Origin of the sequence: Halalkalibaculum sp. DA3122 (genome assembly GCF_043951865.1) — a bacterium.
In the GTDB taxonomy this organism is placed as follows: domain Bacteria; phylum Bacteroidota; class Rhodothermia; order Balneolales; family Balneolaceae; genus JAMQKA01.
In genome coordinates, this window is sequence record NZ_JBINJF010000002.1 from 52,206 (window position 1) to 77,871 (window position 25,666).

Genomic DNA, 25,666 nt, shown 5'->3' on the forward strand with positions numbered 1-25,666 from the left:
TGTTAAAATCAGGGTGTTTTGTTTTGATCCTGGTTTTGAGATTCAGCATAACAGGATATACCAGAAATTGTTTTTTCCATCTTTCATAACCGGAATACCGCCAGGTTCAGTATACGCGAAATCCATTGGCGGTCTGCGCGTAGCGAAGTCCCTTAACCCGGCAGATATCCGCGAGTATGGGCTCAATATCTTTGGGATTTGCATAGTAGGTCGTTAACGTTTCATTGGCGACCTCCACGGCCTGAAGGTCAATAGCTACATCAAATCTGCGTTCAAGTTCCCGGAAGATGACGCCAAGCGTTTTATTGTTGAAGATCAATTTATTGTTCCGCCATCCCAGAAAGCGATCAACCGCCACCGATTCGGGAGGGGTGGGCCTGTTCCACCGTGCGGTGAACCTGCTTAACTGGCCCGGATTGATCGTAACGAAACTGTCGGGTTCTTCAGCGGGAAAAAACTGTACACTTCCTTCCGAAACTGTTACTTCGGTTTCTCCGCCCGGATCTTCGCTCCACGAACGGACGTTGAACTCGGTGCCGGTGACCTGGATAGTAGAGGTGGCGGTGTTGACGACGAATGGATGGTCACCGTCTTCAACAATAAAGTAGGCTTCGCCCTCCAAATCTATATCGCGATGTGTTATTCCGAACAAGCGGTTGTACGTGATGTGAGTTCCACTGTTTAAGTCAATGGTAGATCCATCCGGCAACACCACCGAGGCGAGTTCCCCGTACGGGGCAGAAGCAGTTTTGGGAAGGAACAGCCATCCGGCCCCGAGGGCAAGAAACAATACAGCCGCAGCTGCCATCCACCGCCAGGCAGGTGAAATAGATGAGCCGTTGTTTGGGCTGTCAGAACTGAAATCCGGCAGCCGTTCGTGAACGTTATTCAGTGCCTGTTCGGTTTCTTCCTCAGTTATAGCGGCGTATTCAGGGGCGGCCCGGGGACTCTCCTCCCATATTTTTTTTGCAAGGTCTTTCTTGTCAGCAGGAAACTGGTTAAGCAGTTTTTCCACTTCACGCTTGTTGGTTTTGTTATGTCCGGTGTGATCAGTCATAACTCATGCTTCGTTTACTTCTTGTTGATAAAGATCGCAGCGGCTTCGCAGATTGTCCAGGGCGGCTACGATATGATTGTTCACCGTGTTGGATGATATATTCATGACCCCGGCTATCTCTTCGTGGTCAAGCCCGTCAAACCGGCTCAGCTTAAACGCCTCGCGCTGGCGATCCGGCAGCTCCTCGATCCACTGTTTCAGAAGTTCCCATAACTGTTCGGAACGATCGTTTAACTGAATTTCTGTTTCGGTATCGGCCGGTGTATCATTCAACACCTCCAGTCCCACCGTCTCGTCTGAGTGATCGCGTATATAATTGAGAGCCTTGTTCCGCACGGTCCTGTAAATGTAGGCCTTGATCGACTGGCCCGGATCGATGTTTCGCCGTTTTTCCCACAACTTCACAAATGCATCCTGGACGATATCACTGGCTACGGTTTTACGTCTCGTATATCGCATGGCAAAATGGATAAGCCGGGGGTACATAGACCGGAAAAAGCGGTTGAAAGCCTCCTGGTCCGACTCGGAAATCCGTTTTGCCCAGATCTGTATTTGTTCTGCTGTCGGTTTTTCCATGTTCTTATTCTACTAGAGTTACACTTCCACAAGATAAACAACTATTGGCTTTGCTTTTTTAATGAGATATTTTCGGGAATATTTTTTAGGATGCCTGATAAGTAAAAAACTTCTGAAAATTTGACGGTTTTTTATAGTTTTTCGGCTAACCCAACATTCAAATACTGCAGAAAATATTATCTGAGCATGAATGCGAGACTGGAATATGAACAGCGATTATGGCAACAGGGCTATAGCCGGGTGATGGGACTTGATGAGGTGGGGCGGGGGTGTCTCTCCGGACCGGTGGCCGCGGCCGGCGTTATTTTTGAGTCCGGCACCGATATCGAGGGGATCAGGGACAGCAAGAACCTGGAGGAAGGCGAACGCAAGCGTCTTGCAGGCCTGATCAAGCAACGGGCCCTGTTCTGGACAGTAGAATACTGCAGTGTTGATGAGATCGATAAGCTGAATATTCTCTGGGCCTCCCTGAAAGCGATGCAAAAGTGTGTGGATGCCGCCCGCGAGAAACCGGATTATCTGCTTGTCGACGGCAACCGGTACGGCAGCAGCCTGATTCCTTACACCTGTCTCGTCAAGGGAGATGACCGGTCGGTTTCCATCGGTGCGGCCTCAATCCTGGCCAAAGTGCATCGCGATGAGCTGATGAAGCGCCTGCATCAGGATTTCCCGTACTATGGGTGGAAAACGAATGTCGGCTACCCAACGGTTCAGCACTACGAGGGGTTACAGGCATATGGAATTACTCAATATCACCGGCGCAGTTTTAACCTGAAGACTGACAAGGAATACAGAGAGAAGGACCAGTAGCAATGAGCAGACAAGGAACTTCTCAGCGATAAATGCTGAACTGCCGTTTGTACGTATCCAGGTTGACACAGATGGCGAGCATCAGCGTGTTTGCGAGGAAAGCGGATCCCCCGTAGCTGACAAACGGAAGCGGCAAGCCGATCACGGGAAGCAGGCCGGTGGCACTCCCGACATTGATAAAGAAGTGGATAAACAGGATGGTCGTTACCCCGACGATGACAAGCTGGGCAAAGGGGTGTTTATGACTGCCGGCCGCATTGAGCATCCGCAGCACCATACCGAGAAAAAGTAACACAACCAGGCTGGCCCCGATAAAACCAAACTCCTCTCCCACTACACAAAAGATAAAATCAGTCCACTGCTCGGGCAAAAAACGCCGCTGCGTTTGGGTTCCCTCCAGGAATCCCTTGCCATAGATGCCCCCCGATCCGATCGCCGTTTTCGCCTGAATTACATTCCATCCGGCACCCTGTGGGTCAAAGGAGGGATTCGTGAATGCGGCGATACGCGCCCGCTGATGCGGTTGCAGAACCTGGAACAGGGCTACCTGAACACCGATGACCATAAGCACCCCGCAGACAAAAGAGGCAAACGTCAGCCAGGTCCGTCGCTGAATGATAAAGATCGCAAGGGTTAAGACCACGGTGGCAATCAACCCCCAGTACCACTGAATGATACTCAAATAGCCGATAATAGCTGGAGAGATGATAAAAAGGGAAACCCCGTATGGCAGGCCCGACCAGAACAGCATGACTGGAATCAGCGCCATAAACACGACGGCCGTTCCCATATCATTCTGCAGGATGACCAGCACGGTTGGAATAAGAATGAGCAGTACGGCGATAAGTGCGTAACGCAGGTTCTCTGCTGAAATATTACGACGGCTTGTCAGGTAGTTTGCCACGGCCAGTATGGTCGCTACCTTCATAAATTCACTGACCTGGAGGTTCACCGGACCTACCTGCAACCAGCTTTTGGCGCCATTTATCTCCTGCCCGAACAGCAGGGTCAACACCATGAGGAAAAGGCCAAATCCATAAAGCAGGTACGAAAAATTCTGGAAAAACCGGGGAGAGAGGAACTGTATTCCTACAAGTATACAGATGGATATTCCGATCCAAACAAGCTGTTTGAAAAAATTATTTTGGATGAACTCGGGTAGAAACTGCGCAACAGGTCCCTGTGTGGCACTATATATGCCAATAAGGCCGATGGAGGTGAGGCCCAGCCAAAAGAGGACAAGCGACCAGCTGATGTCACGAATGTCATTCATTCTTCCTCCTCTTCACTGCTGCTGTTGTTGGTGTTCCGTGGTTCAAAGTTTTTGACATAGTCGTACACGTGGGTCCGTTCGATCTCTCCCTTCAGATATTGTTCAATAACCAGTGAGGCGATCGGGGCGGCTGAAATGGATCCATACCCGGCGTTTTCTACCAGTACGGCTACGACAATCTGTGGATTTTCGAGTGGTGCGAACGAGATAAACCAGCCGTGATCGCGCCCGTGCGGGTTTTGGGCCGTACCGGTTTTGCCGGCTACTTTAATACTGTCGAGATTGGCATACCAGCGCCCGCTGCCATCGGTAACCACTCGTCGCATGCCGTCCTTGACGATGTCAATTTCATGCTGGTCAACCCAGCTTATTTTTTTTCTGTCTGGATTCGAGTTGAACACCCGCCCTTCAGGCGTTTCGATTCTGCTGACCAGGTGCGGCTGAACGCGGTACCCGTCGTTGGCGATTCCGGAGGCGACCACCGCCATCTGGAGCGGGGAGGCTGCAATCGATCCCTGGCCTACGCCCAGGTTGATGATATCACCAATTCCCCATCTGTTTTCGCCAAAAACGCGATCCATGTAGCTGCTGTCAGGGAGAATACCGGCGGTTTCGTGCGGCAGGTCGATTCCGTTTATCCGGCCCAGGCCAAATTCGGTGGCAAGATCGTGCCACTGGTTCAGCCGTCCGTTGGAGGCTATTTTGTCCATCATCCAGAAGAAAAAAGTGTTGCTTGATTTTTCCAGGGCTTTCTCCACATCGTACATCCCGGGGTCGGCCAGATCACCGTACCGTCGCCCGCGATAGTAGTAGCCGGGATTATTGATCTCGGTTTCGGGAGTGATGATGCCCATCTCCATGCCGATCAACGCCATAAGGGGCTTAAAGGTCGATCCCGGGGGCTGCTTGCTGGAGATGGCCCGGTTGTAGAGCGGGTTGGTCGTATCGGTGTTGACTACCTGCCAGTAAGTGGAGTCAATACGCCCCGAAAGTCGCCGGATGCTGTACTGGGGAGAACTCACGAGAGAAAGAATTGCCCCGTTGTTGGGGTCCATGGCAACTACTCCTCCCTGCTTGCCCTCCATCAGGTCTTCAGCCAGCAGCTGAAGGCGGGCATCGAGCGTGGTGTGCAGGTCGTTGCCCTTTTCGGGAGCTTCGCTGATGTTTTCCTCGTTAAAGGGGCCGAGCGACTGTCCGAGCGCATTGATGCGAATGTATTCGACACCGAAGGATCCCCGCAGGCGTTCCTCGTATACCATCTCAAGACCGCTTTTCCCCACCTTGTCGCCGATGTGGTAATTATCAGAATCGAGATATTTCTGCTCCGAGACCTCCCGTAAATAGCCAAGCACATGCGAGGCCTTCATGCTGTCCACCGCGTAGTGACGCTTACTTTCGATCTGGTGCCCAATGCCGGGCAGACGCCAGATATTTTCCTGAATAAGCGAAAATTTCGGAAAGCTTATTTCGGTAAACAACCGGGATGAACGGTACCAGGAGTAGGCGCGGGCCTGTTCAATCCGGTTATTGACCTCTTCTTCCGGCAAGTCGAGCAGGTCTGCCAGCAGGGGCGTGTTTGATTGGTCATAATTGGCCGGCGTGATGGTAATGGAATAGATCGGTTCGTTGTCCACAATCAGTTGTCCATTCCGGTCGTAAATAAGCCCGCGGGCCGGATTGATAATCTCCTGCCGCAGGGAGTTATCGCGGCTCATCGGGCTGTACAGGTCATATTCTATGATCTGAAGCTGCACAAGACGTCCCAGGATAAGCACACCAAGCCCAAGCATTGCGATCTGCAATACGCGGATGGATGTTTCTTGTCTCTTTTCTCGTCGATGCCGCATCATGGGCAGAGTATTCTGCTACTTGTTATTGGGTTCTGAAAAGTTGTATTAAGCCTGCTACAAGGGTAGTGTAAACTGCGTTCCCCAGCCATTGTTGCCAGAAAAGGAATTCCGCAGAATAGCTTTCTACAATAACGCTCAATCCCACAAATATTATGTTGTGAAACAGTGAAGCAATAAACACAGTAAGAAAAATTTGTCCAATTAGCAGCCGTACTTTATCACTTTTTGGGATAAAGTTGTAAGCGGCAAAAGTTATCAGCGTTTTGGAAAACATATTTAGTCCCCACAAGTCCAGCAGGGCATCCTGGAACAGCCCCAGTGCAGCCGCCATGAAGAGGCAGGAGGTGCGATCGCGAACGGTAATCAGCCATAGGATATAGATGAGCACCAGGTCCGGCTGCATATTCCAGACCTTCAGGTGCCGGAACATAACGATTTGCAATCCCACAAAACCCAGGCCGATTCCAAAATCTTTAAGCCGTTCTGTATTCATTCAAACTGTTGCTGATATTCTTGATTGAGATTTTGAATAGTGGTATCCGGGGTGATTTTTATAATAAAACCCTCTGCTATGGAATGAAGGTTGACAAACGGCTCCACGAAAATTTTTTGTGTTTCCTTGCCCCGCTCCGGCTGGGTCTGGACCACCTTGCCGATCGGGATGTCCGGTGGAAACTGGTTGCTGTACCCCGAAGTTACCACCACTTCGCCCGTATCTACCGGTACCGTCTGGGGAACGAAGTTGAGCACCAGCTCATGAATGCTTTCTCCATTCCACGATACGATGCCGTAGGCCCCGGACTGCTGGAGCTTGGCGCTAGCCCGGAACAGCGTATTGTAGAAAGGCATCACCTGGGAGTAGTTCGGGGCTGTCAGTATGACCCGCCCCACCAGGCCGTCAGCAGAAACCATCGGCATGCCCATCTGTATGCCCTGGTTGGTACCGGCGTCTACAGTAATGGAATTGTTAATTTCATTGAGCTCTTTGCCCACAATGTGCACGGGATAGAGCTGGAGCTCGGTTTCCCGTTTCAGTTCCAGTAGTTCCCGGAGTTCCCGGTTCTGCTGGCCCGCCGCACGCAGCCGGCTCAACTCATCCAGCAAAAGAATATTTTGCTTGCGAAGGTAGGTATTGGTTTTCAGGGCCTGCCGGTATACCCGTATGTTGGAGAGCGGTTCTTCGAGGTAGCTGAACAGGGTGATGGAAACTTTGCGCAGGTTTTCGATGCCGCCCTGGTGGCGACTCACCATCAACACCAGGGACAGAACCAGCAGTACCGCTGTTATTAAATGGTCTTTAGCATCGGTTATTCGGGGTAATCGAAAGCGCATTCATTTCCGTTCATTATGACACTACTGTTCGATAATATTCCAGATCTTCAAGGATTGCACCGGTTCCGCGCACGACCGCGGTAAGCGGGTCTTCGGCAATGTGGACCGGTAGGTCGGTTGTCTCGATTATCAGTTTGTCCAGATTTTTAAGCAGGGCACCGCCGCCGGTAAGCATAATGCCACGGTCCAGGATATCTGCCGAGAGTTCGGGCGGGGTTTGCTCCAGCGATTTTGTGATCGACTCTACAATGGTATTGACCGATTCCTGGATCGCCTCCCGCACATCTTTTGATGTCACATGCCGGGTCCGGGGCACCCCGTTGACCAGGTCCCGACCTTTTGTTACCATCTCGAGTTCTTCCTCGAGCGGCGCGGCCGTACCGATTTCGCACTTAATATTTTCTGCAGTGCGTTCACCGATCAGCAGGTTGTGGTTGCGCCGGAAGTAGTTGATGATATCCTCGTTCAGTTCATCGCCGCCCAGACGCACCGACTGGGCATATACAATGCCGGAAAGGGCAATCACCGCAATTTCCGTGGTCCCCCCCCCGATATCGACAATCATATTTCCCACCGGTTCGTGAACGTTGAGCCCGATCCCGATGGCGGCGGCCATCGGTTCATCCACCAGGTAGACCTCCTTGGCCCCGGCGTGTTCGGCACTGTCTCGCACGGCGCGGCGCTCTACCTCGGTTATGCCGCTGGGCACGCACACCACCATCTGGCGGGTGCTGGAGTACCACTTCATTTTTACCTTCTTGATCATCCCGCGGATCATCTGTTCCGCCACTTCAAAATCGGCGATAACGCCGTCTCTGAGCGGCCGCACCGTCCGGATGTTTTTATGGGTTTTCTCATGCATCAGCCGTGCCTCGTGACCGGTGGCCACAGGCTCGTTCTGCATATTCAGGGCAACAATGGAGGGCTCGTTGAGCACAATCCCTTCACCGCGGGAATAGATAAGGGTATTAGCCGTCCCAAGGTCGATGGCAATATCGGTATAGAGCCAATCAAATAGTCCGTTTTTTTTATTTTTACTATTTTTTTGTGAGCTCTTCTTTGGCATGGACTCAATCATAGGCGTGATGAACAAACTACATTACAGTTACATAGAAAATCGCGTGATCGAAAATACAATATTGTGCAGCTATTTGCGAATAAATAGCGATAAATATATAAACAGATTTTTCCTTGTTTAAAAGAGGAATGCCGGGCTTTCAGTGCCTGAAATGGCGTTTTCCAGTAAATACCATGGCCAGGTTATGTTTGTTGGCCATTTTTATGACCTCCTCATCGCGGATGCTTCCTCCCGGCTGTATCACGGCGGTAGATCCGGCTTTTGCGGCGGCTTCAACACCATCTGCGAAAGGAAAAAACGCATCGGAGGCGATTACAGTATGTTCTGTTGAAAGTCCCTCTTCTTCGGCTTTGGCAATGGCAATTTCAGAGGCTTCCACCCGGCTGGTTTGGCCGGTTCCGATACCAATTGTCTGCTCTTTTCTGGCATAAACGATGGCGTTCGATTTCACATGTTTTACTACTTTCCACGCAAATAAAAGATCCCGGATTTCCTGCTCGGTGGGTTCCCGCTCGGTAACAACCTCGTAGTCTTCCATCCGCTCGGTCACAAAGTCAGGCTGCTGGCTGAGTGCTCCCCCGAAAATTGAACGAAAATGGCGGGTTTGTGTTCCGCGGACAGACTGTTTTAATCGAACAAGCCGTCGTTTCTTTTTCTGTCTCAACAGCGTTTCGGCCTCATCTGAAAAGGAGGGGGCGATTATTATTTCAGTAAAAATTTCATCGATTGCTTTGGCCGCTTCAATATCCAGGGGACGATTGACCACCACGATTCCTCCAAACGGGGATTTCGTATCGGTGGCGAAGGCTTTTTCCCAGGCGGTGGCCAGGTTTTGGCCGGTGGCCACACCGCAGGGTACCGTATGCTTGAAGATGGCACAAGTGGGTGCCGACTCCTCGAAATCGGCAATAAGGTTCAGGGCGCTGTCTAAATCCAGGTAGTTGTTGTAGCTGAGCTTTTTGCCGTGGAAGCAGTCGATAAATGCGGGCTGGTTACCGTAGACGGCTGCTTTTTGATGTGGGTTTTCGCCATACCGCAGTTCTTGATATTTGGGCAGGGAGATGTTCAACTGCGGGGGATTGTCCTCCTCAAACAACCGGTTGAAATAGTCGGCAATGTGGGCGTCGTAGTTCGCCGTATGGTTGAACGCCTCGCGGGCCAGCGCCTTGCGGAACTCAAAATCGACAGTATTGTGTTCCTTGAGCTGCCGGATAAAATGCTCGTACTGGCCGGGGGCTGTCAGCACCGACACATGGGCAAAATTTTTGGCCGCGGCGCGGATCATCGTCGGCCCGCCGATATCGATATTTTCGGTCGCTGTCGCCGGGCTGCAGTCCGGGTCGGCCACTGTCTCCTTAAACGGGTACAGGTTGACAACGACCAGTTCAATCGGCTTCACATTCAACTTTTTAAGTTCATCGAGATCAGGTTGGTAGCTCGTGCGTGCCAGCAGTCCGGCATGGACGCGGGGGTGCAGGGTCTTCACGCGGCCGTCGAGCGACTCGGGGAAGCCGGTCAGCTCAGAAATATCCGTTACGGGGATATCTGCCGATCGTATTTTACGGGCCGTTCCCCCGGTAGAGATCAGTTCAACTCCAGCCTCGTGCAACGTTTTGGCCAGAGGTATCAGTCCCGTTTTGTCGGATACCGACAACAGGGCCCGGTTGATGGTTAGGGGTTCTTCGGGTAGCTTGTCTAAGGGTTTTACCGCCACAACTTGGTTGTTTGTTAATGGTTGCTAGTTATTTGGTATTAGTTACAAGTGTGGGAGCTGTATTCGGGCAATCCCAATAACTAATAACAAATAACTGGCAACTAATTTACCAGGTCAGCAATTACGCGAGGCAGCAGCTTGTGTTCCTGCTCCAGCACGCGGGCAGCCAGTGTTTCGGCGTCGTCGGTCTCCCGTACGGGAACTTTAACCTGGTCGATAATGGGACCTTCATCATATTGCTCTGTAACATAGTGGACTGTACAGCCCGATTCTTTCTCGCCGTTTGCGAGGACCGCCTCATGCACGTTGCTCCCGTAAAAACCCTTGCCGCCGTATTTGGGAAGCAACGAGGGATGAATATTGATAACTTTTTCCGGGTATTGTTCTAATACCGCAGTTGGTACTTTCAGCATATAGCCCGCCAGAACGATCAGGTCCGTATCCCATCGTTCCAGGGTTTGAAGCAGTTTGGTTTCGTAAGCAGCGAGAGTATCAAAATCAGAAGGAATGAGGACCTCCGTGTCGATGTTGTGCTTCCGGGCTCGTTCCAGCGCCTGAATGCCTGGCTTGCTGGCAATAAGCCCATTGATACGGGCCTCAATACGACCCTCCTCAACAGCATCGATAATAGCCTGGAAATTGGTGCCTGAACCTGAGGCAAAAACAACAATATGATTCAACCTGAGATGATTTAAGAAAATTGTCGATCTAGTTGCGTGGCAAAGATAATGAAAAATAAAGGTCAACTATAATACAAATATTACTCTTTTTGGCTCCCCGCTCTAAAGATGTAATAGTTGTTGAAACTCCATCGGAACTGGTTAATAGTAATCTTGATAATGGTGGCGATCGGGATAGCGATGAGCATGCCCAGGATGCCGGCGGTTTCAGCGCCGATTAAAATGATAAAGAGGATGGCAACGGGGTGCATGTCGGCCGACCGGGAAAAGATCAGCGGCTGGAACACGGCGTTGTCCAGAATTTGAACGACTAAAATAGCAAGCACGCAGGGAAGGATGAGCGAGAAATCACCCACCTCGATGATGGATACGATGATAGAGAGAATATACCCGATAATGGGTCCAAAATAGGGGATGGAGTTGGCAATACCGATCGAAATACCGACGGAGAGCGCGTTATTGAGCTCGACGACCGACAAGGCTATATAGGATGAGGTGGCAACCAGAAAGCTTTGGAAGACAACGCTCCTGAAATAGTGTCCCAGCCGCGTCTCAATTTTATCGATGAGACTGAGGGTGGTTTCAAAATACTTGTTGGGCACAAATTGAAGAAGGTCGCGCCGGATTTTGCTGCCGTCTTTCAGGAAGAAAAATGTGGCAAACGGGATAACCAGGAACGCGGAAAAAAGATTGGTGAAAAGATCTATAATATTGCTGATCGCGGTGGGAAGTTCTCCCACGTCAAACAGCTCTTCGAGAATTTGGGTTACATTTTCGATCAGGAATCCTTCCGGCAGGAAGGTAAGGTTCTCGGTAAAGCGGCTTTCCACCTGGTTCAGGATATTTCGGATCGTCTCGATGTTGAGCTGATTGGCCAGTTGTACCATCTGGGTGGCAATGATCGGGATAACGGTGGTTGAAATCCACACCAGCAGCAGAATGACAGAGCTCAGGGTCAGGGTTATCGCCACGGTTCGATTCATGCCGGCGAACTGCATCCGGTTCACAATGGGATCCAGAATGTAGCTGAGAATCATCGCGATGATGGCGTAGGTCAGCAGGTTGCTGTAGTTGTACAACACCATTAAAACTGCCGCAAACGCCGCGGTTCCGAGCAGGAATTTTACGATTTTATCCAGTGTAAGGTTGTTCATGAATCCAACGATTCCATCAACATGTCGAGGTATTTAAAAATATGGTCTGATCGATACCCTTTTCTGTGTAAATAATCAAAAATTTTCTTCTTTCGCTTCCACGGATCCTCCTCGCGGAGAAACCGCCGGCTCTTTTTGTTGACCAGCTCAAGAAATACCTGCTGCAGGTCGATCCCCTCAAATGCCTTTTCAACGCTTTCTTGAGCCACATGTTTTGATATCCCTTTCTGGTAGAGTTTTGATGTTATCTTTGCCGGCCCCCAGTTGTTAAGCCGGCTTTTGTCGGAAGCGTATTTTTCGGCAAACGTGCGGTCGTTTACATACCCTTTTTCCTCCAGTTCATCAAGCACAGCGTGGATGATCCCGGGGGGATGCTCCTTTTTGGCCACCTTCTGGAAGAGCTCTTTGCGGGAGTAGTCGCGCCGGGCCAGCATCCGCATGCAGTATGATTTGACGGCATGCCGCCCCTCGGCCCGCTGGAGCTTCCTGAAGAGAGCGGGCGTCACTTCGAGTCCCTTCCGCAGCTTGTACTCCAGCAATGTCGATTCGGACACCCCGATCAGGAATCCTTCCTCGATAAACAGGGAATACCGCTCCCTGTTGTTTTTCTGCGTTACGATGGAAGTGATGGACGCCGGCAGCCGGTCGGAGTTGTCGGTACTCAATGGTTAAAGGGTGTGAATGATTAATCCTCGTCAGCGTCGGATTGGTCCTCGTCGGACGGTTCCCCATTTTCCTCGCTGCCCTCCTCGTCGGGGAGGAGCTCAGCACGGATCTTTGCCTCTATCTTTTTCGTGAGTTCCGGTTCATTCTCAAGGAAATCGGTGGCGTTGTCGGTACCTTGCCCGATCGGCTCGCCGTCATATCGATACCAGCTGCCCCGTTTTTCTATGATGTCAAGCTCGACGGCGAGATCAAGTATTTCGCCCAGCCGGGAGATCCCCTTGCCGTACATGATGTTGAATTCGACCACTTTGAAGGGGGGGGCGACCTTGTTTTTGACCACTTTAACCTTCGTGCGGTTGCCCACTACATCATCGCCCTGTTTCAGGGATCCGATTCTCCGTATGTCGAGACGGACGGAGGAATAAAATTTAAGCGCCCGTCCACCCGAGGTGGTTTCCGGGTTGCCAAACATGACCCCGATCTTTTCCCGAATCTGGTTGATAAAGATAACGGCTGTACGGGTTTTGTTGACAATTCCGGTGATTTTACGCAGCGCCTGCGACATCAGCCGTGCCTGCAGCCCGACGTGGGAATCTCCCATCTCCCCTTCCAGCTCGGCGCGCGGTACGAGGGCGGCCACCGAGTCGATGACGACAACATCCAGGGCGGCTGAACGAATCAGCGTTTCGGTGATTTCCAGGGCCTGTTCGCCGGAGTCGGGTTGTGAAACCAGCAGCTCATCCGTGTTGATCCCAAGATTTTTGGCATAGCGGGGGTCAAAGGCATGTTCGGCATCAACAAAGGCGGCGTATCCCCCCGTTTTTTGTGCTTCGGAAATGACATGGAGTGCCAGGGTCGTTTTTCCGCTGGCTTCGGGCCCGTAAATTTCGGTCACCCGCCCGCGAGGTATTCCCCCCACCCCCAGCGCGTAGTCAACCATAATTGACCCGGTTGATATGGTGGGTACGTTCTTGTTGGCTTCTTCTCCCAGCCGCATAATAGTGCCCTTGCCGTGTTGTTTTTCTATCTGGCCGATGGCCATCTCAAGGGCTTTCTCGCGATCGTTGTTCTTGTCAGACATAATGAAGATTTATAATTGTTGGCTTTTTATTCAATTTCGAACCGAAGATAAAAAATAAAGCTGACAACCCATTGTCACACCCAAAACAAATAGATCATCAATTTGCACCTGTTAGATTTCGAATAGCCCGTCCCCGATGTTTCGCTAACTGCTATTTGCCATAAAAATGTTCAATTTCTACTTGAAGCTTAAGAAGCCGGGAGCAGAAACTGCAGTTTGCGGTCTGCCTGGTCGCCCAAACCTCTCGGTGGAAGTTTTACCCCCACGAAGCGCCCAGCCGCCGGTATTTTGTCGGGATTGCTCCCTTAGCGCATCCCAAACCGCGGTTAATATATCCGTAAGGTCTCCTCAGCGTGAACAGCCGCATGGGTCAAACCGGCTTTCAACAGCTTTCTGCTACTTACTAGACCCTTTTACAGGCCGATCCTTACAATTTTTTACCGGATAGCGTAAAATGTTGGGCTTGTTCCCCAGATCAGAACGAGAGCCATGCCACAAGGAGTAGGTGCGTATTATCCGAACGAGGGCTTTGCTAAACCGTTGTTTTGGCCAAGCTTGGTATTTTCGTGAATTTGGAATTCTGACTTATAGCTAATAAGCCCCGGGTTCAAATTCGCTCAAGCGTTGATCTTGACCCAAATCCCTGGTTGTTCAAAGTCCTCCGAAAGGCAGAAGGAATTCGCTGGAGTTATAAAAGTTGAACAGTAATCCCTGAGCATCTCCGTTTTTTGCAAAGCCTTCAAAAAACTATATTTGTGCTCTCATCTCCCACAGGTCGGGAAATATCCGCTGGTGGAGGGTGCCTCTCAGGTATTCCACCCCGCTGGACCCGCCGGTTCCCTGCTTGTTTCCGATCGTTCGTTCCACCATTTTCACATGCCGATAGCGCCACTCCTGCATGCCCTCGTCAAAATCTACAAAACGTTCACAGAGCAGGGCTGTCTCCGGGTCGTTTTTCATTATGTGGAGCAATGTCTGCTGTATTTCCTGGTTCGCCTCATACAGCAGCCCCTGATCGTGAACTCGCTCAGGCTGTGGAATCCGATATCCCCGTTTTTCGAGATAGATGCAAAAACATTCCCACAAGGTGAGCTCACCCAGTCTTTTCTGCAGTCGTTCTAAATTTTTGGGCTCGTCTTTGTGGGCTTTGAGCATGTGGGGCGAGCGGAGTCCACACAGAATTTCGACTTCGCGGAACTGGGCCGACTGGAATCCGCTGGCATTTTGCAGGAACCCCCGGAAGCTTTCAAATTCCAGCGGGGTCATCGTCTCCAGTACATCTATCTGTGCAACCATGGTTTTAAGGATGGTAAGAACGCGGCTCATGGTTTTGGCAGAAGTCCACGTCTCTCCCTGCTTGAGCCGGGTCCTCAGTTTATCAAATTCGTGCAAAATCTGTTTGAACCACAATTCATACACCTGGTGGATGACGATGAAGAGCATCTCGTCGTGCTCCTCGGGTTGGGAGAGGGGCTGCTGCAGGTTGAGGAGCTCCTCAATCTTTAAATATTTTCCGTATGTGAGATTCATATTTAAATTTTTTATTCAGCTTGACCGAAAGTATAGGCAGAAATTAAGTTGATCTCTACAGCGCAGGAACTTTGTGGGAAATGATCAAAAATCATTAGATTTGGCAGTATAAAAAACGAAAACGAAACTTCTATTGATGAGCATTATTATAGCAGATAGCGGAGCCACCAAAACCGAGTGGTGTGTGTGGGAAGATGGTGAAAGCGATATTATTGCTACGGAGGGATTGAACCCCTACTACCATACCACCGACAGCATTCGGAATGTATTACGAGAAGAGGTAATCACCCAGATTGACGCAGAAGAGGGCGAAAAAATATTCTTTTACGGGGCGGGATGCGACTCTGAAGACAAAAAACAGGTAGTGCTGGAAGCTCTCCAACCCTTTTTTGAAGGAGCGGAAGTTGAAGTATATCATGACTTGTTGGGAGCAGCCCGTGCCTGTTTCCTCGACAAGCCCGGTATCGCCTGTATTCTGGGGACCGGCTCCAATTCCTGCCTGTATGACGGGGAGAAGATCGTGGAGCATATCCCCTCCCTGGCATTTATCCTGGGTGACGAGGGGAGTGCCGGGTATTTCGGAAAAAAAATAATTAACAGCTATTTTCGCTTTGAGTTACCCCCGGAGCTGGAAAAGGCGTTTGAAGAAAACTATAACACCTCGCTCGAATACATCACCAAGGGAGTTTATGACGGAGCTCAGAAAAGCCGGTTTATCGCTTCCTACGGAGCCTTTTTGGGAGAGCATTCCGACCATCCTTTTATCCAGGAAATGTTGCGCGAGGGATTTGAAAATTTTATCACCCGCATCCTGATGAACTACACCAACGCACAGGATTATGAGGTGCGTTTTATAGGGTCGGTGGGCCACGCCTACAAAGGTATGCTCACGGAAATACTGGAGTCCCATGGCATGAAGGCCGGCGGGTTTATCCAGAAACCGATGCAGCGGCTCATGGAATATCATACCCGGCGGGTTCATGATTGATACGCACTGCCACATCTACATGGAACATTTTGAGGAGGATTTGCTGCAGGTGCTCGACCGCGCCGCGGAAGCGGGGGTTCGCCGGATTTTGATGCCGGCCATCAATTTTGGTTCCCTCCCCAGGATGGATCAAATGGCGCATGAGAAGATCCGGTTCCACAAGATGGCGGGCATACATCCCACCGAAATAAATGAGGGCGTCTCAACAACCGAATCGGAATTGTCGGAGTATTGCAGCTCCGCAGATATTGTGGCGGTCGGGGAAACCGGGCTGGATTACCACTGGAGCAGGGCCTACAAGCAAGAACAACAGGAAAGCCTGAAACTGCATTGCCGGGTTGCAAAGAGCGTGGGAAAACCAGTTGTACTGCACAACCGGGAGAGCACGGGCGACCTGCTCGATATTATTGAACAGGAGCAGGATGGCAGCCTCACCGGCGTTTGGCACTGCTTTACCGGGTCGGCGGACGAAGGCAGGCGTGCGATGGATCTGGGTCTGTACCTGGGAATAGGAGGCGTATTCACTTTTAACAATGCCGGTGTTGATGAGGCGGTTGCTCGCCTTCCCCTTAAAAAGATGATCCTGGAGACCGATGCTCCCTATCTTTCTCCCGAGCCCAAACGGGGAAAACGCAATGAACCCGCTTTTGTCCGGTATACAGCACAGCGGTTGGCTGAGGTGATGAACCTGTCGCTCAACGAGGTCGACCGTCGCACCACGGAGAACGCGATGAAGCTCTTCAAACTCCAGGACGGTATTTATCTGTGATTTTTCACTCTGTCATATCGGCATCGAGCCTGGCATGTTTAAAAGGCAAGGTGCATTCCAGAACCGGGTTACGCCGGAGGAGATATTCCCAGTTTTGACAAGACCGGGAAACGCCTGACAAGCGGCTCGGGGACCTTAAGGAAGGTGTATTCATTTCTGAACGGCATGGAGGTCCGCAGCCTGTTGAACCGTTTCTTTTTGAGATCTATGGCCAGCCCGACCAGCTTGTTGAGGGCATCTGCATATTGCTGAACGGGGTGAACCTGCTGAAGTACCTGGGCTAGCGAAAGAGTTTCAATATCTTGTCCCTCAAAACAGACCGCTTCTTTAGAGTTTGTGAGCTTGTTGACGGGCAGATCAAGTGAAAAGTGCTCAATCATTTGATCGACCACCATCTTTGTGGCGCGGTATTTGGCCTGAACAGAATACCCCGCAATATGCGGAGTGGCGATAAAAGCGTTTTCAGCCACTTCGTTGTCAAAGTTCGGTTCGTTTTCCCACACATCGATGATCATGTCGTCGACGGTTCCGCTGCTTATTGCCCTCAGAAGGGCCTGCTCATCAACCACGCCTCCCCGGGAGGTATTGATCACCAGTTTAAATCGATGGTCTGCTAAATACTCATGGTTCAACCAGTGATAGGTGGAATGTACTCCGTGGTCATGCAGTGGAGTATGGAAGGTAAGAATAGATGCTTCCAGCAGCTCCACCAGCTCGGCCGATTTGAACGCCTTCTCCCGTTCAGCTCGTGGTGGATCAAACAGGATATGCTGCCAACCCAGATCATCGCACATCTGCTGCAGAACGGTGCCCACATGTCCCACGCCTACAATACCGATTATTTCCTGCTCCAGGTCGATATTGTTGCGATCGCTCCATATGATCAAGCTGGTAACCACATATTCAGCTACAGAGCGGGCATTGCACCCGGCGGAGTGGGCAAACCGGATTCCGTGAGCGGCCAAAAAATCGGTATCAACATGGTCGGTGCCGGCGGACCCGGTCCCCACAAATTTCAGTGTTGGAGGGGGCTCCCCAAGCGTGCCGGCATTAATCCCGGTAACGGTTCGGATTAACAGGGCGTCAACCTCGTCAAGGGGGGCGGGCAGTCCCTTCTCCGGATCATAAAACCGGAGATCTATTTCGTCGGGTACAATCTCTCTGGCTTTAAAGAGATGTTGATCTGCAAATACCGTAAGCACAAACAGGGATTTAGAGGTTGAAAGTTACCGTCAATATAGTTCACTTAAAGTCCACAAAAAATCAAGTCAAGACTAACAATGTCGTCACATAATTTCAATCCTGTTTCCCTGATTCGGAAAAAACGAGATGGAAGCAGTCTTTCGGCCGACGAAATTCATTACTTCATCAAAGAATTTACAAAAGACCAGCTTCCCGACTACCAGATGAGTGCCTTTCTGATGGCAGGGGTTATCCGCGGATTTGATGACCGTGAAGCCGCGGCCCTGACCGACGCGATGCTTCATTCCGGGAAGATCCTGGATTTGAGCGATATCCCCGGGAAAAAAGTTGACAAGCACTCTACCGGCGGTGTCGGCGATAAATTATCCCTGATTCTGGCCCCCATTGTGGCCAGCTGGGGTATCCCGGTACCGATGATCTCGGGCCGGGGATTGGGCCATACCGGTGGCACGCTTGACAAGCTGGAGTCGATTACGGGGTTTACCGTGGACCTGTCGCTGAAGCGATACCGGCATATTTTGGAAAAGATACACATGGTGATGGCGGGCCAGACCGAAGAGGTGGCCCCGGCCGACAAGCGGCTGTACGCTCTGCGTGATGTGACCGCCACGGTAGAGTCCATTCCGCTGATCGCCAGCAGTATTATGAGTAAAAAACTGGCCGAGGGGATCGATGCCCTGGTTCTGGATGTAAAATTCGGTTCCGGGGCGTTTATGACGGAGCTGGACGAGGCGATTGCACTGGCTGAGGCACTGATAGCAATCGGAGAGCGTTTTGACAAAGAGACCATCGCCTACCTTACCGATATGAATCAGCCGCTGGGCCGTGCCATCGGCAACTGGCTGGAGGTGGCAGAGTCGATTGACGCCCTGAAAGGCGAGGGCCAGGATGATGTGATGGAAATTACCCACACGCTGGCGGGTACGATGATCTGTCTGGCAGAAAAGGCCGACTCGATCGATGAAGGGGTGGAGATGAGCAGGGAAGCTGTTGCCAATGGACAGGCGTTTGAGAAGTTGCTGGCGTTGGTGAGGGAACAGGGGGGAGATACGGAACTGATCCGGCACCCGGAAAGATATGAGCAAGCGGACCACCGGTTTACGCTGAAGGCCGCCCGGGATGGATACATCCGCGAAATGGATGCGTATAAAATGGGCATGGCATCGCTGGAACTGGGGGCCGGCCGGCGCCGAAAAGAGGATTCGATCGACCCCTCTGCCGGTATCCTCCTGGAAAGGAAACGTGGAGATTATGTGAACAGCGGTGAAACAATTGCCCGCGGTTATACGAACAAGGAAGCTGTAGTCGAGTCGGTCTTACCCGTAATGGAAGAAGCGGTCTCGATAGGAGATGAACGCCCCGAAACTTCACGGCTGATACAGTACAGGGCAGATAGCCGCGGCGTTCACCCATTGAAATCCTGATTACTATTGCAATATCAACAAAATCACATAACTTATATCCATTATATTAGTTATAAAGTGTGAGAGGGTTTTGAAAAACCGGTAGTTTCAGTCAAAATATGCCGGTCCTGAACAAGACAACAGGTTTGCAAACCCTCAGTCGTTGGATAAGCAACCAACATAATGAATAACAGGGCAGGGCAAAGGTTAATAAAACAAAGAACACTATGTTTAAACGATTAGTCAGAGCATTAAAATCACTGTTTGGTGGATTTGTGAGCTCCATCGAGGATCCCAAGCTGATTCTCGAACAGAATATCCGTGATCTGAACGACCAGATTCCGCAGATGAATGAGAATATCTCCACGGTGAAGGCCAATATGATTATGCTGCAGAAGGAGGTCAAAAAGTATGAGAAGCAGATCCAGGACCTGACATCCAAAATAAAATCTGCGATCAACGCCGATCGGGACGATATCGCCGAAGGATATGCACTGCAGCTGGAAAAGGCCCGGGAGAATCTCCAGCATTCCAGGGAACAGCTCGAATTTGCCGAACAGGCCTACGAGAAGGCGCTGAAGGTGAAGAAAGCGTTTGTGCGTGAAAAAGATCGCAAAATCCAGGAAGCCAAAGAGGCGCTTCGGGCCAGCGAACGGGCCGAGTGGCAGTCGAAAGTGGCCGATGCCCTTGAGCAGTTCGAAGTGGGCGGGCTCGATCAGACCCACGATGAAATGCTGAACAGGCTCAATGAGGAAACGGCCAAGAATGAAGCACGCATGGAGCTGGCGCTCGACAGCATCGACACTGAGACGATGGAGATCGAGGCGAATGCCGAAAAGCTTCGGGCCAGTGAACTGGTAAAACAGTTTAAATCAGAGATGGGAAAAGGCGAGCCGGAAGTACAGGTGGATGAGGAAGCAACTGCTGACGGGCAGGTTGATATCGGGGAGAAGCAGGAGGAAAAGCAGTCTGAATCCTCAAAGACAGTCGGCAAGAAAGAAAAATCCAAATCGTAACCGGGCCAGAACCGATGTCCGAAGAAAGCCGGAAACAGCGCGAACGCCTGAAAGAGGAATACAAGCAGCACTACCGCAAAATGCGGGAGGCCAAAGAGCAGCTAAACCGCACCAGGCGCAAAAGAAATATCACGGAAGCCCTGCGCAACATGGATACGTCCGAGTTGATGGACTCGTTCGACGATTTGCTGTTTACGGTTAAAAGCAAGATCGCCAGCGTGGAAGCCCGGCTGGATGTGGCGATGGAGAGCCTGGCTGAGGATGAAAAGCAACACGGGGGCATGAGTGAACAGGAGCGCGATGAAGAGATGCAGAAAACGAAGGCCCGGGAAACCCTGAAGCAGGTAAAGCTTGAAATGGGAAAGCTGTACAATGAGATCGAGCGGCAGGCCGGCAACATGCATGTAGAGAAGACGGTGGGGTCGGCAAAGTCCCCGCCGGAAGATGATACTACCCAGAGCGAAAGCTGAGGCTTACAATATGGAAAAAGATGATTCGATAAACTACACACGGGAAGCGTTTTTACATCCCCTTAATATGGGGGGGCTGCTCGTGGCGGCGATTTCGGCTTTTGTCCTGGCGGACGTCGGACTGATCTCGAACCTGATACTGACCATGACGTTTGGTACCGAGTTGATGTACCTGGGGATTGTACCCCGACTGCCGCGATTCCGCAAAAATGTAAAATTGAAGAAGCTCCGGGAGCGAAATGCTGCTGCCGGGGACAAAACGGTATTCCGCGATCTGGATGAAAAAAGCAGGCGCCGGTTTTTGGTACTGAAGCACCTGGCCAAACTCACTAAAGAGAATTTTGACAAACTGCCCTACAGCTCCCAGGGGCTGCTGGAGAATATTCGCAAAAAGATTGAGGAACTGATTTCCAACTACCTCACCCTGCTCGACCTCCACAAGCGCTATCAGCTGTATATGAACACCTCGGTGGAAGAGGGACTGAAGAGGGAGGTGGAACAAGAGGAGGCGGAGATTGAAGGAGTGGAATCGGAGCGGCTGAAACGTACCAAGGCCCGTCGCATCAGGATATTAAAGAAGCGCCTGAAAAAGTTTGAAATCGCCAAGGAGAAATACCTGATCTGCGAGACCCACCTGGAGACGATCGAGGATGCGATACGATACATCTATGAGCAGTCGATGACCATGAGCAATCCCGAAGAGATCGGCTTTCAGCTTGACAATCTCCTCGAGGAGGTGGAGGAGACGTCCCAGATTATCGAGGACCTCGACAAGAATATTTTTCCCCTGTATTCGGATCTCGATGAAATGGATTTTGAAGAAGACATCAGTATCGACATTCCGGAGATCGAGAAGGATATTGAATCAACGGGCGGTACCTCCCGTGAAAGAATGCAGGAATAGAAAAGGCAAGGCTACATCATTGGCATGAATTATGAGTGATACCTACAAAACCCTACGTTTCGAGCTGGATGAACACGGAGTCGCCTACATAACGATTAACCGGCCCGATAAACTCAATGCCCTGAACGGCACGCTTCTCGATGAGCTGGGGCAGGTAATCAATAAAATCAAAGAGGACGATTCAACGCGGGGAGTTATTATTACCGGGTCCGGAGAAAAGGCGTTTGTCGCCGGTGCCGACATTCGGGAGCTGCGTGGACTGGATGAACAAAGCGGAAGGGAAAAATCTCTGAAAGGACAACAGGTATTCCAGTCTGTCGAAGAGATCCGAAAGCCGGTCATCGCCCTTGTAAATGGATATGCCCTGGGCGGAGGGGCTGAACTGGCGTTGGCGTGCCACATGCGGGTGGCAACCCGGAAGGCTGTTTTTGGGTTCCCGGAAGTTAGTCTGGGACTGATCCCCGGGTACGGGGGAACACAGCGCCTGCCGGGCATCGTTGGACGTGCCAAAGCCCTGGAACTGATATTAACCGGCAATCATATTTCCGCTGAAGAAGCCCACCGGCTGGGATTGGTCAATATGCTGGTGCCGGAGACCGAGGGGATGGGGAGCGCCCAAAATCTGATGAATGAGATTCTTGAAAATGGTCCACTTGCAGTAAGCGGGGCACTACAGGCGGTTTACCAGTCGGGTGCGGCCGGGGGATTCCAGTCCGAGGCTGAACTTTTTGGTTACCTCTGCAGCACCGAGGATGCAGAAGAGGGCACGACCGCATTTCTTGAAAAAAGATCCCCTGAATTCCAGGGAAAATGAACAGGATTAATATTTGTTCCTCCTGGTTGCCAATAACACTGTTTCTTCTGATTTTCTAATCCACCTGAATGATTGAACTACTGCTCATACTGGTAACGATACTGCTCAGCGGTTTTTTCTCCGGCTCTGAGATCGCATTCGTTTCGGCAAACCGATTGAAGCTGGAGATTGAATCTCGCAAAAAGTCGCTGGTCGGCCGGTCGGTCAACTACTTTATCCGGAATCCGGAAACATTTCTTACCACCACGCTGGTCGGCAATAATATTGTGAACGTTATTTATGCCACCCTGATGACGCTTTTCCTTGCGGCCCCGGTGTCAATGATCTATGAGAACTGGTTTGGCCATATTCCCTCACCAGCAATGATGCTGGCGATCCAGACCATCGTGGCTTCGGTTGTTATTATGCTGTTTGGAGAAATTTTGCCGAAGGCGCTTTTCCGGATCCATTCCGACTGGATCGTACGGCTGATTTCAGTTCCCCAGCAGATTTTCCACTGGCTGTTCAAGCCACTGATCGTTATTGCTGATATAGCGTCTGATGCTATTATCAGGACAATAAACCCGGAAATCGATCGCACGGGACAGGTATTCAGGCGGCAGGATATCGAACTCATTTTCAAGGAGCTGCGGGATGTGGGCGGCTCTGATCTCGACAGGGAGGATTCTGAAATACTGCATAATGTGCTGGAGCTCTCCAACAAACGGGTAAAGGAGTCGATGATACCCCGCACGGATATGGTGGCCATAGAAAAGAACACGAGCATTGAAGAGACACTGAAGGTGTTCATCTCTTCGGGCTTTTCAAAACTGCCTGTTTATGAAGAGACCATCGACGATATCGTGGGCGTAATCTTTGCTCATGATCTGTTTAACAATCCCGGCAGCCTTACCGAGATAATGCGCCCGATCAAGTTGATTCCGCCTTCCCAGCGGTCAAAAGACCTGTTATCCGAATTTCGCAAATCTAATCTTTCGGTGGCCGTTGTTATTGATGAATATGGGGGAACCGCCGGGATGGTAACCATTGAGGATCTGCTGGAAGAGGTGGTCGGGGATATCCAGGACGAGTATGATACCGAGGATCAGGTTATGAAGAGACTTTCTCCCAATACCTACGTGCTGAGTGGCAATGTGGAGATTGAGGATCTCCTGGAGGCCTATCCCGAGATCAACCTGCCGGAAGAAACGGCCGATTATGAAACTGTGGCGGGGTACATTATCAACGCTTTGGGCCGGATCCCGAAAGTGAACGAGGAGCTGCTGCTTGACGGCAATAAATTTATCATAAGCAAAGCCTCCCCAAGTCGCATAGAAAATGTAAAGCTGATCCTCGGCAGCGAACAGTGACGGTGAGCAATTGATAATTATTGCCGGCGTTCGGGGGGAGATGCAATATGGTATTTCGTACTGCGTATTGGATAAATCGTTGTTTCAGACAATAGTCCCATATACGCAATACGTTAAGTCAAACATTGACTATGTACTTAGAAATAAGCAGCCTCTGCTAACCAACAACGAGTTAACCAATAACGAATAACCAAGAATGTTTGAGCATTATCCGGAGTGGGCGCAGGAGTTCGCGCAAAAGTATTTGGGACGTACCATTAATCAGTTTATTCTTCACGGCAATGTTCATGATCTGGTACCTCTTGAGAGAAACGGAAAAACCGATTTTTTAAGGCTGAAATCGTTTCTCTCTGACGACTTCTTCGGGGCACGCGATTTTGTGATTTTTTACGATCGCTCCTCGGGTATCTATTTTCGGGACAAGGAGAGTCAAAAAGATTTTAACCGGGCCATTGCCGGTCGAGATTCTCTTGTGGGAACGGAATACGCCAAAAACCTGCCCAAAGATCCTGTTCGCGTGTTTTCAATTCTTGAGCAGTACTTGCGTGTACGGCTGGAAAACCAAAAGAGCATCGCCCTGATTGTAGATTATGCCGAAACAATCGTGCCGATGAATGAGGCGGGCTCATCGGGATCTGAAGATCGAAATTCCCTGGTCTACCTTTCTCGATGGGCGCACGACCCTCTTTTCCTGGCATCTGATTTTACGACAGTTCTGATTACGGAAAACATGACCGATCTCAACCGGACGCTCATCCAGAATCCCTATACCACCAATATCGGGATCGGCATACCGGACGAAAAACAGCGACTCACTTTTATTGAGTCGGAGACGGCCGGTGATGAGTATTCCACCGTTTCTGCTGTACCCCCTGGCGTGTTGGCCCGGCAAACGGCGGGACTAAATTTCATTAATATTCGCAGCATTATCTCAAATGCCAAGGAAAACAGGGAAAAGATCACCCATGAAGGGCTGACTGAAACCAAGAAAGAGCTAATTGAAGCAGAAGCTTACGGCCTGCTGGAATTTGTTGAAACTGCCTATGACCTTGATGATGTTGCAGGACATACCAAGGTTAAGAAGCATTTGCGCCAGGCGGTCACGGCTCTAAAGCGTGGGCGCCAGGATGTACTGCCGATGGGTTACCTTGTATGTGGACCCGTCGGCACCGGCAAAACCTTTATGGTGACCTGCTTCGCCAGTGAGGTCGGCATACCGATGGTGAAATTGAAAAATTTCCGCAGCCAGTGGCAGGGAGTGACCGAAGGGAACCTGGAAAAAATCCTAAACCTGTTGGAGGCGATGGCCCCTGTTGCGGTGATGATCGATGAAGCGGATGCCTACCTGGGGGATCGCGATTCGAGCGGAGACAGCGGCGTCTCCAGCCGCGTATTTTCGCAGATCGCTTCTTTTATGAGTGATACCAGCCACCGGGGCGAAATTATCTGGTTCCTGATGACGGCCCGACCCGACCTGATGCCGGTCGACCTGAAGCGCCAGGGAAGAGCCGAAGAGCACCTGGCCCTGTTTCACCCTTACACAGAAGAGGAGCGGGTGGAACTTTTTGAAGTAATGAGAAAAAAAACAGGAATTCAGCTAACCGAGGAGTACCTGCCCAAAATAATTAAAGACGGGCTTAAAACATTTTCCGGGGCCGATATGGAGGCGGCGTTGACCCGGGCGAAATTCCGCGCTGCCGCCGAAGGAGAGGAGCAGGTTACCCCTGAGATACTGGACGCCGCCCTGACCGATTTCCTCCCCCCGACATATCCCGAGGAGATCGAACTCCAGACATTGAGCGCCGTTATCGAGTGTACCTCAAAAGAGCTGTTGCCGGAACGCTACCAGGAGATGGACCGCGGCGAAATACTCGACAAGATTGAGACGCTAAAATACCGGATAGAATAGCCGTGCGGAGTGTGTCGATGAGCAATGAACAATGGCCGTT

24 protein-coding genes are annotated in these 25,666 nt (G+C 50.9%); 10 read left to right on the top strand and 14 right to left on the bottom strand.

Annotated features, from left to right (window positions below; genetic code table 11):
- Positions 1-106: 106 nt before the first annotated feature.
- Entirely contained in the window at positions 107-1,057 is a 951-nt protein-coding gene (locus tag ACG2F4_RS02015) for a FecR family protein (protein ID WP_395257785.1), read from the bottom strand.
- Between the two features lie 3 nt (positions 1,058-1,060).
- Positions 1,061-1,633: an RNA polymerase sigma-70 factor gene (locus ACG2F4_RS02020; RefSeq protein ID WP_395257787.1), complete on the bottom strand. Its 573-nt coding sequence runs from the start codon at positions 1,631-1,633 to the stop codon at positions 1,061-1,063.
- A 186-nt stretch (positions 1,634-1,819) separates the two neighbouring features.
- Here ACG2F4_RS02020 and ACG2F4_RS02025 point away from each other — a divergent pair, with 186 nt between their 5' ends.
- Positions 1,820-2,443: a ribonuclease HII gene (locus tag ACG2F4_RS02025; RefSeq protein WP_395257789.1), complete on the top strand. Its 624-nt coding sequence runs from the start codon at positions 1,820-1,822 to the stop codon at positions 2,441-2,443.
- A 22-nt stretch (positions 2,444-2,465) separates the two neighbouring features.
- Here the strand turns inward: ACG2F4_RS02025 and rodA are convergent, their stop codons facing one another.
- The 11 genes from rodA to ACG2F4_RS02080 form a co-directional block, all read right to left on the bottom strand.
- A complete protein-coding gene (gene rodA / locus ACG2F4_RS02030) occupies positions 2,466-3,716 on the bottom strand; it encodes a rod shape-determining protein RodA (protein WP_395257791.1) in 1,251 nt (416 codons plus the stop codon).
- Positions 3,713-5,566 carry a penicillin-binding protein 2 gene (mrdA, locus tag ACG2F4_RS02035; protein ID WP_395257793.1) on the bottom strand — a complete coding sequence of 618 codons (1,854 nt, stop codon included), beginning with the start codon at positions 5,564-5,566 and terminating at the stop codon, positions 3,713-3,715. Before mrdA ends, rodA begins: the two co-directional genes overlap by 4 nt.
- A gap of 22 nt (positions 5,567-5,588) precedes the next feature.
- Positions 5,589-6,059, bottom strand: coding sequence for a rod shape-determining protein MreD (mreD, locus tag ACG2F4_RS02040; RefSeq protein WP_395257795.1), 471 nt, complete (start codon positions 6,057-6,059; stop codon positions 5,589-5,591).
- Positions 6,056-6,898, bottom strand: coding sequence for a rod shape-determining protein MreC (mreC, locus tag ACG2F4_RS02045; RefSeq protein WP_395257797.1), 843 nt, complete (start codon positions 6,896-6,898; stop codon positions 6,056-6,058). Before mreC ends, mreD begins: the two co-directional genes overlap by 4 nt.
- Before the next feature lie 13 nt (positions 6,899-6,911).
- Entirely contained in the window at positions 6,912-7,964 is a 1,053-nt protein-coding gene (locus tag ACG2F4_RS02050) for a rod shape-determining protein (RefSeq protein ID WP_395257799.1), read from the bottom strand.
- Between the two features lie 151 nt (positions 7,965-8,115).
- Positions 8,116-9,690 carry a bifunctional phosphoribosylaminoimidazolecarboxamide formyltransferase/IMP cyclohydrolase gene (purH, locus tag ACG2F4_RS02055; protein ID WP_395257801.1) on the bottom strand — a complete coding sequence of 525 codons (1,575 nt, stop codon included), beginning with the start codon at positions 9,688-9,690 and terminating at the stop codon, positions 8,116-8,118.
- A gap of 101 nt (positions 9,691-9,791) precedes the next feature.
- Positions 9,792-10,370 carry a phosphoribosylglycinamide formyltransferase gene (gene purN, locus ACG2F4_RS02060; RefSeq protein ID WP_395257803.1) on the bottom strand — a complete coding sequence of 193 codons (579 nt, stop codon included), beginning with the start codon at positions 10,368-10,370 and terminating at the stop codon, positions 9,792-9,794.
- An 80-nt stretch (positions 10,371-10,450) separates the two neighbouring features.
- A complete protein-coding gene (locus ACG2F4_RS02065; RefSeq protein WP_395257805.1) occupies positions 10,451-11,524 on the bottom strand; it encodes an AI-2E family transporter in 1,074 nt (357 codons plus the stop codon).
- Entirely contained in the window at positions 11,521-12,189 is a 669-nt protein-coding gene (locus tag ACG2F4_RS02070) for a regulatory protein RecX (protein WP_395257807.1), read from the bottom strand. Before ACG2F4_RS02070 ends, ACG2F4_RS02065 begins: the two co-directional genes overlap by 4 nt.
- Positions 12,190-12,209: 20 nt before the next feature.
- Positions 12,210-13,271 carry a recombinase RecA gene (recA, locus tag ACG2F4_RS02075; RefSeq protein ID WP_395257809.1) on the bottom strand — a complete coding sequence of 354 codons (1,062 nt, stop codon included), beginning with the start codon at positions 13,269-13,271 and terminating at the stop codon, positions 12,210-12,212.
- Positions 13,272-14,018: 747 nt separating this feature from the next.
- Positions 14,019-14,801 (bottom strand): tryptophan 2,3-dioxygenase, encoded by a 783-nt coding sequence (locus tag ACG2F4_RS02080; RefSeq protein WP_395257811.1) that lies wholly within the window; start codon positions 14,799-14,801, stop codon positions 14,019-14,021.
- A gap of 136 nt (positions 14,802-14,937) precedes the next feature.
- On the opposite strand from ACG2F4_RS02080, the gene ACG2F4_RS02085 reads away from it, so the two are divergent.
- The gene (locus tag ACG2F4_RS02085) at positions 14,938-15,789 is read left to right on the top strand and encodes a hypothetical protein (RefSeq protein ID WP_395257813.1); all 852 of its coding nucleotides are present in this window, start codon (positions 14,938-14,940) and stop codon (positions 15,787-15,789) included.
- The gene (locus tag ACG2F4_RS02090; RefSeq protein ID WP_395257815.1) at positions 15,782-16,558 is read left to right on the top strand and encodes a TatD family hydrolase; all 777 of its coding nucleotides are present in this window, start codon (positions 15,782-15,784) and stop codon (positions 16,556-16,558) included. Before ACG2F4_RS02085 ends, ACG2F4_RS02090 begins: the two co-directional genes overlap by 8 nt.
- 68 nt (positions 16,559-16,626) lie before the next feature.
- Here ACG2F4_RS02090 and ACG2F4_RS02095 read toward each other — a convergent pair whose 3' ends face one another.
- Positions 16,627-17,760 (bottom strand): 4-phosphoerythronate dehydrogenase, encoded by a 1,134-nt coding sequence (locus tag ACG2F4_RS02095; RefSeq protein ID WP_395257816.1) that lies wholly within the window; start codon positions 17,758-17,760, stop codon positions 16,627-16,629.
- A 78-nt stretch (positions 17,761-17,838) separates the two neighbouring features.
- Here ACG2F4_RS02095 and ACG2F4_RS02100 point away from each other — a divergent pair, with 78 nt between their 5' ends.
- From ACG2F4_RS02100 to ACG2F4_RS02130, 7 genes are all read left to right on the top strand, one after another.
- The gene (locus ACG2F4_RS02100; protein WP_395257818.1) at positions 17,839-19,185 is read left to right on the top strand and encodes a thymidine phosphorylase; all 1,347 of its coding nucleotides are present in this window, start codon (positions 17,839-17,841) and stop codon (positions 19,183-19,185) included.
- Between the two features lie 206 nt (positions 19,186-19,391).
- Positions 19,392-20,180, top strand: coding sequence for a PspA/IM30 family protein (locus ACG2F4_RS02105; protein WP_395257820.1), 789 nt, complete (start codon positions 19,392-19,394; stop codon positions 20,178-20,180).
- A gap of 14 nt (positions 20,181-20,194) precedes the next feature.
- Complete coding sequence (locus ACG2F4_RS02110) at positions 20,195-20,650, top strand: hypothetical protein (RefSeq protein ID WP_395257822.1); 456 nt, start codon at positions 20,195-20,197, stop codon at positions 20,648-20,650.
- 10 nt (positions 20,651-20,660) lie between these two features.
- A complete protein-coding gene (locus ACG2F4_RS02115; RefSeq protein ID WP_395257824.1) occupies positions 20,661-21,554 on the top strand; it encodes a hypothetical protein in 894 nt (297 codons plus the stop codon).
- 31 nt (positions 21,555-21,585) lie between these two features.
- Positions 21,586-22,368 (top strand): enoyl-CoA hydratase/isomerase family protein, encoded by a 783-nt coding sequence (locus ACG2F4_RS02120; RefSeq protein WP_395257826.1) that lies wholly within the window; start codon positions 21,586-21,588, stop codon positions 22,366-22,368.
- Positions 22,369-22,436: 68 nt separating this feature from the next.
- The gene (locus ACG2F4_RS02125; RefSeq protein WP_395257828.1) at positions 22,437-23,717 is read left to right on the top strand and encodes a hemolysin family protein; all 1,281 of its coding nucleotides are present in this window, start codon (positions 22,437-22,439) and stop codon (positions 23,715-23,717) included.
- A gap of 196 nt (positions 23,718-23,913) precedes the next feature.
- Positions 23,914-25,626 carry an ATP-binding protein gene (locus ACG2F4_RS02130; protein ID WP_395257830.1) on the top strand — a complete coding sequence of 571 codons (1,713 nt, stop codon included), beginning with the start codon at positions 23,914-23,916 and terminating at the stop codon, positions 25,624-25,626.
- Positions 25,627-25,666 lie beyond the last annotated feature (40 nt).

What these genes read in the sequence shown, in the direction of transcription:
- ACG2F4_RS02065 (WP_395257805.1), bottom strand. Translation starts at nt 11,524, where the DNA reads ATGAACAACCTTACACTGGATAAAATCGTAAAATTCCTGCTCGGAACC.
- ACG2F4_RS02100 (WP_395257818.1), top strand. Translation starts at nt 17,839, where the DNA reads ATGTCGTCACATAATTTCAATCCTGTTTCCCTGATTCGGAAAAAACGA.
- rodA (WP_395257791.1), bottom strand. Translation starts at nt 3,716, where the DNA reads ATGAATGACATTCGTGACATCAGCTGGTCGCTTGTCCTCTTTTGGCTG.
- ACG2F4_RS02015 (WP_395257785.1), bottom strand. Translation starts at nt 1,057, where the DNA reads ATGACTGATCACACCGGACATAACAAAACCAACAAGCGTGAAGTGGAA.
- ACG2F4_RS02125 (WP_395257828.1), top strand. Translation starts at nt 22,437, where the DNA reads ATGATTGAACTACTGCTCATACTGGTAACGATACTGCTCAGCGGTTTT.
- recA (WP_395257809.1), bottom strand. Translation starts at nt 13,271, where the DNA reads ATGTCTGACAAGAACAACGATCGCGAGAAAGCCCTTGAGATGGCCATC.
- mreD (WP_395257795.1), bottom strand. Translation starts at nt 6,059, where the DNA reads ATGAATACAGAACGGCTTAAAGATTTTGGAATCGGCCTGGGTTTTGTG.
- ACG2F4_RS02115 (WP_395257824.1), top strand. Translation starts at nt 20,661, where the DNA reads ATGGAAAAAGATGATTCGATAAACTACACACGGGAAGCGTTTTTACAT.
- ACG2F4_RS02080 (WP_395257811.1), bottom strand. Translation starts at nt 14,801, where the DNA reads ATGAATCTCACATACGGAAAATATTTAAAGATTGAGGAGCTCCTCAAC.
- ACG2F4_RS02020 (WP_395257787.1), bottom strand. Translation starts at nt 1,633, where the DNA reads ATGGAAAAACCGACAGCAGAACAAATACAGATCTGGGCAAAACGGATT.
- ACG2F4_RS02110 (WP_395257822.1), top strand. Translation starts at nt 20,195, where the DNA reads ATGTCCGAAGAAAGCCGGAAACAGCGCGAACGCCTGAAAGAGGAATAC.
- mreC (WP_395257797.1), bottom strand. Translation starts at nt 6,898, where the DNA reads ATGCGCTTTCGATTACCCCGAATAACCGATGCTAAAGACCATTTAATA.
- ACG2F4_RS02105 (WP_395257820.1), top strand. Translation starts at nt 19,392, where the DNA reads ATGTTTAAACGATTAGTCAGAGCATTAAAATCACTGTTTGGTGGATTT.
- ACG2F4_RS02050 (WP_395257799.1), bottom strand. Translation starts at nt 7,964, where the DNA reads ATGCCAAAGAAGAGCTCACAAAAAAATAGTAAAAATAAAAAAAACGGA.
- ACG2F4_RS02130 (WP_395257830.1), top strand. Translation starts at nt 23,914, where the DNA reads ATGTTTGAGCATTATCCGGAGTGGGCGCAGGAGTTCGCGCAAAAGTAT.
- mrdA (WP_395257793.1), bottom strand. Translation starts at nt 5,566, where the DNA reads ATGATGCGGCATCGACGAGAAAAGAGACAAGAAACATCCATCCGCGTA.
- ACG2F4_RS02120 (WP_395257826.1), top strand. Translation starts at nt 21,586, where the DNA reads ATGAGTGATACCTACAAAACCCTACGTTTCGAGCTGGATGAACACGGA.
- ACG2F4_RS02090 (WP_395257815.1), top strand. Translation starts at nt 15,782, where the DNA reads ATGATTGATACGCACTGCCACATCTACATGGAACATTTTGAGGAGGAT.
- ACG2F4_RS02085 (WP_395257813.1), top strand. Translation starts at nt 14,938, where the DNA reads ATGAGCATTATTATAGCAGATAGCGGAGCCACCAAAACCGAGTGGTGT.
- ACG2F4_RS02025 (WP_395257789.1), top strand. Translation starts at nt 1,820, where the DNA reads ATGAATGCGAGACTGGAATATGAACAGCGATTATGGCAACAGGGCTAT.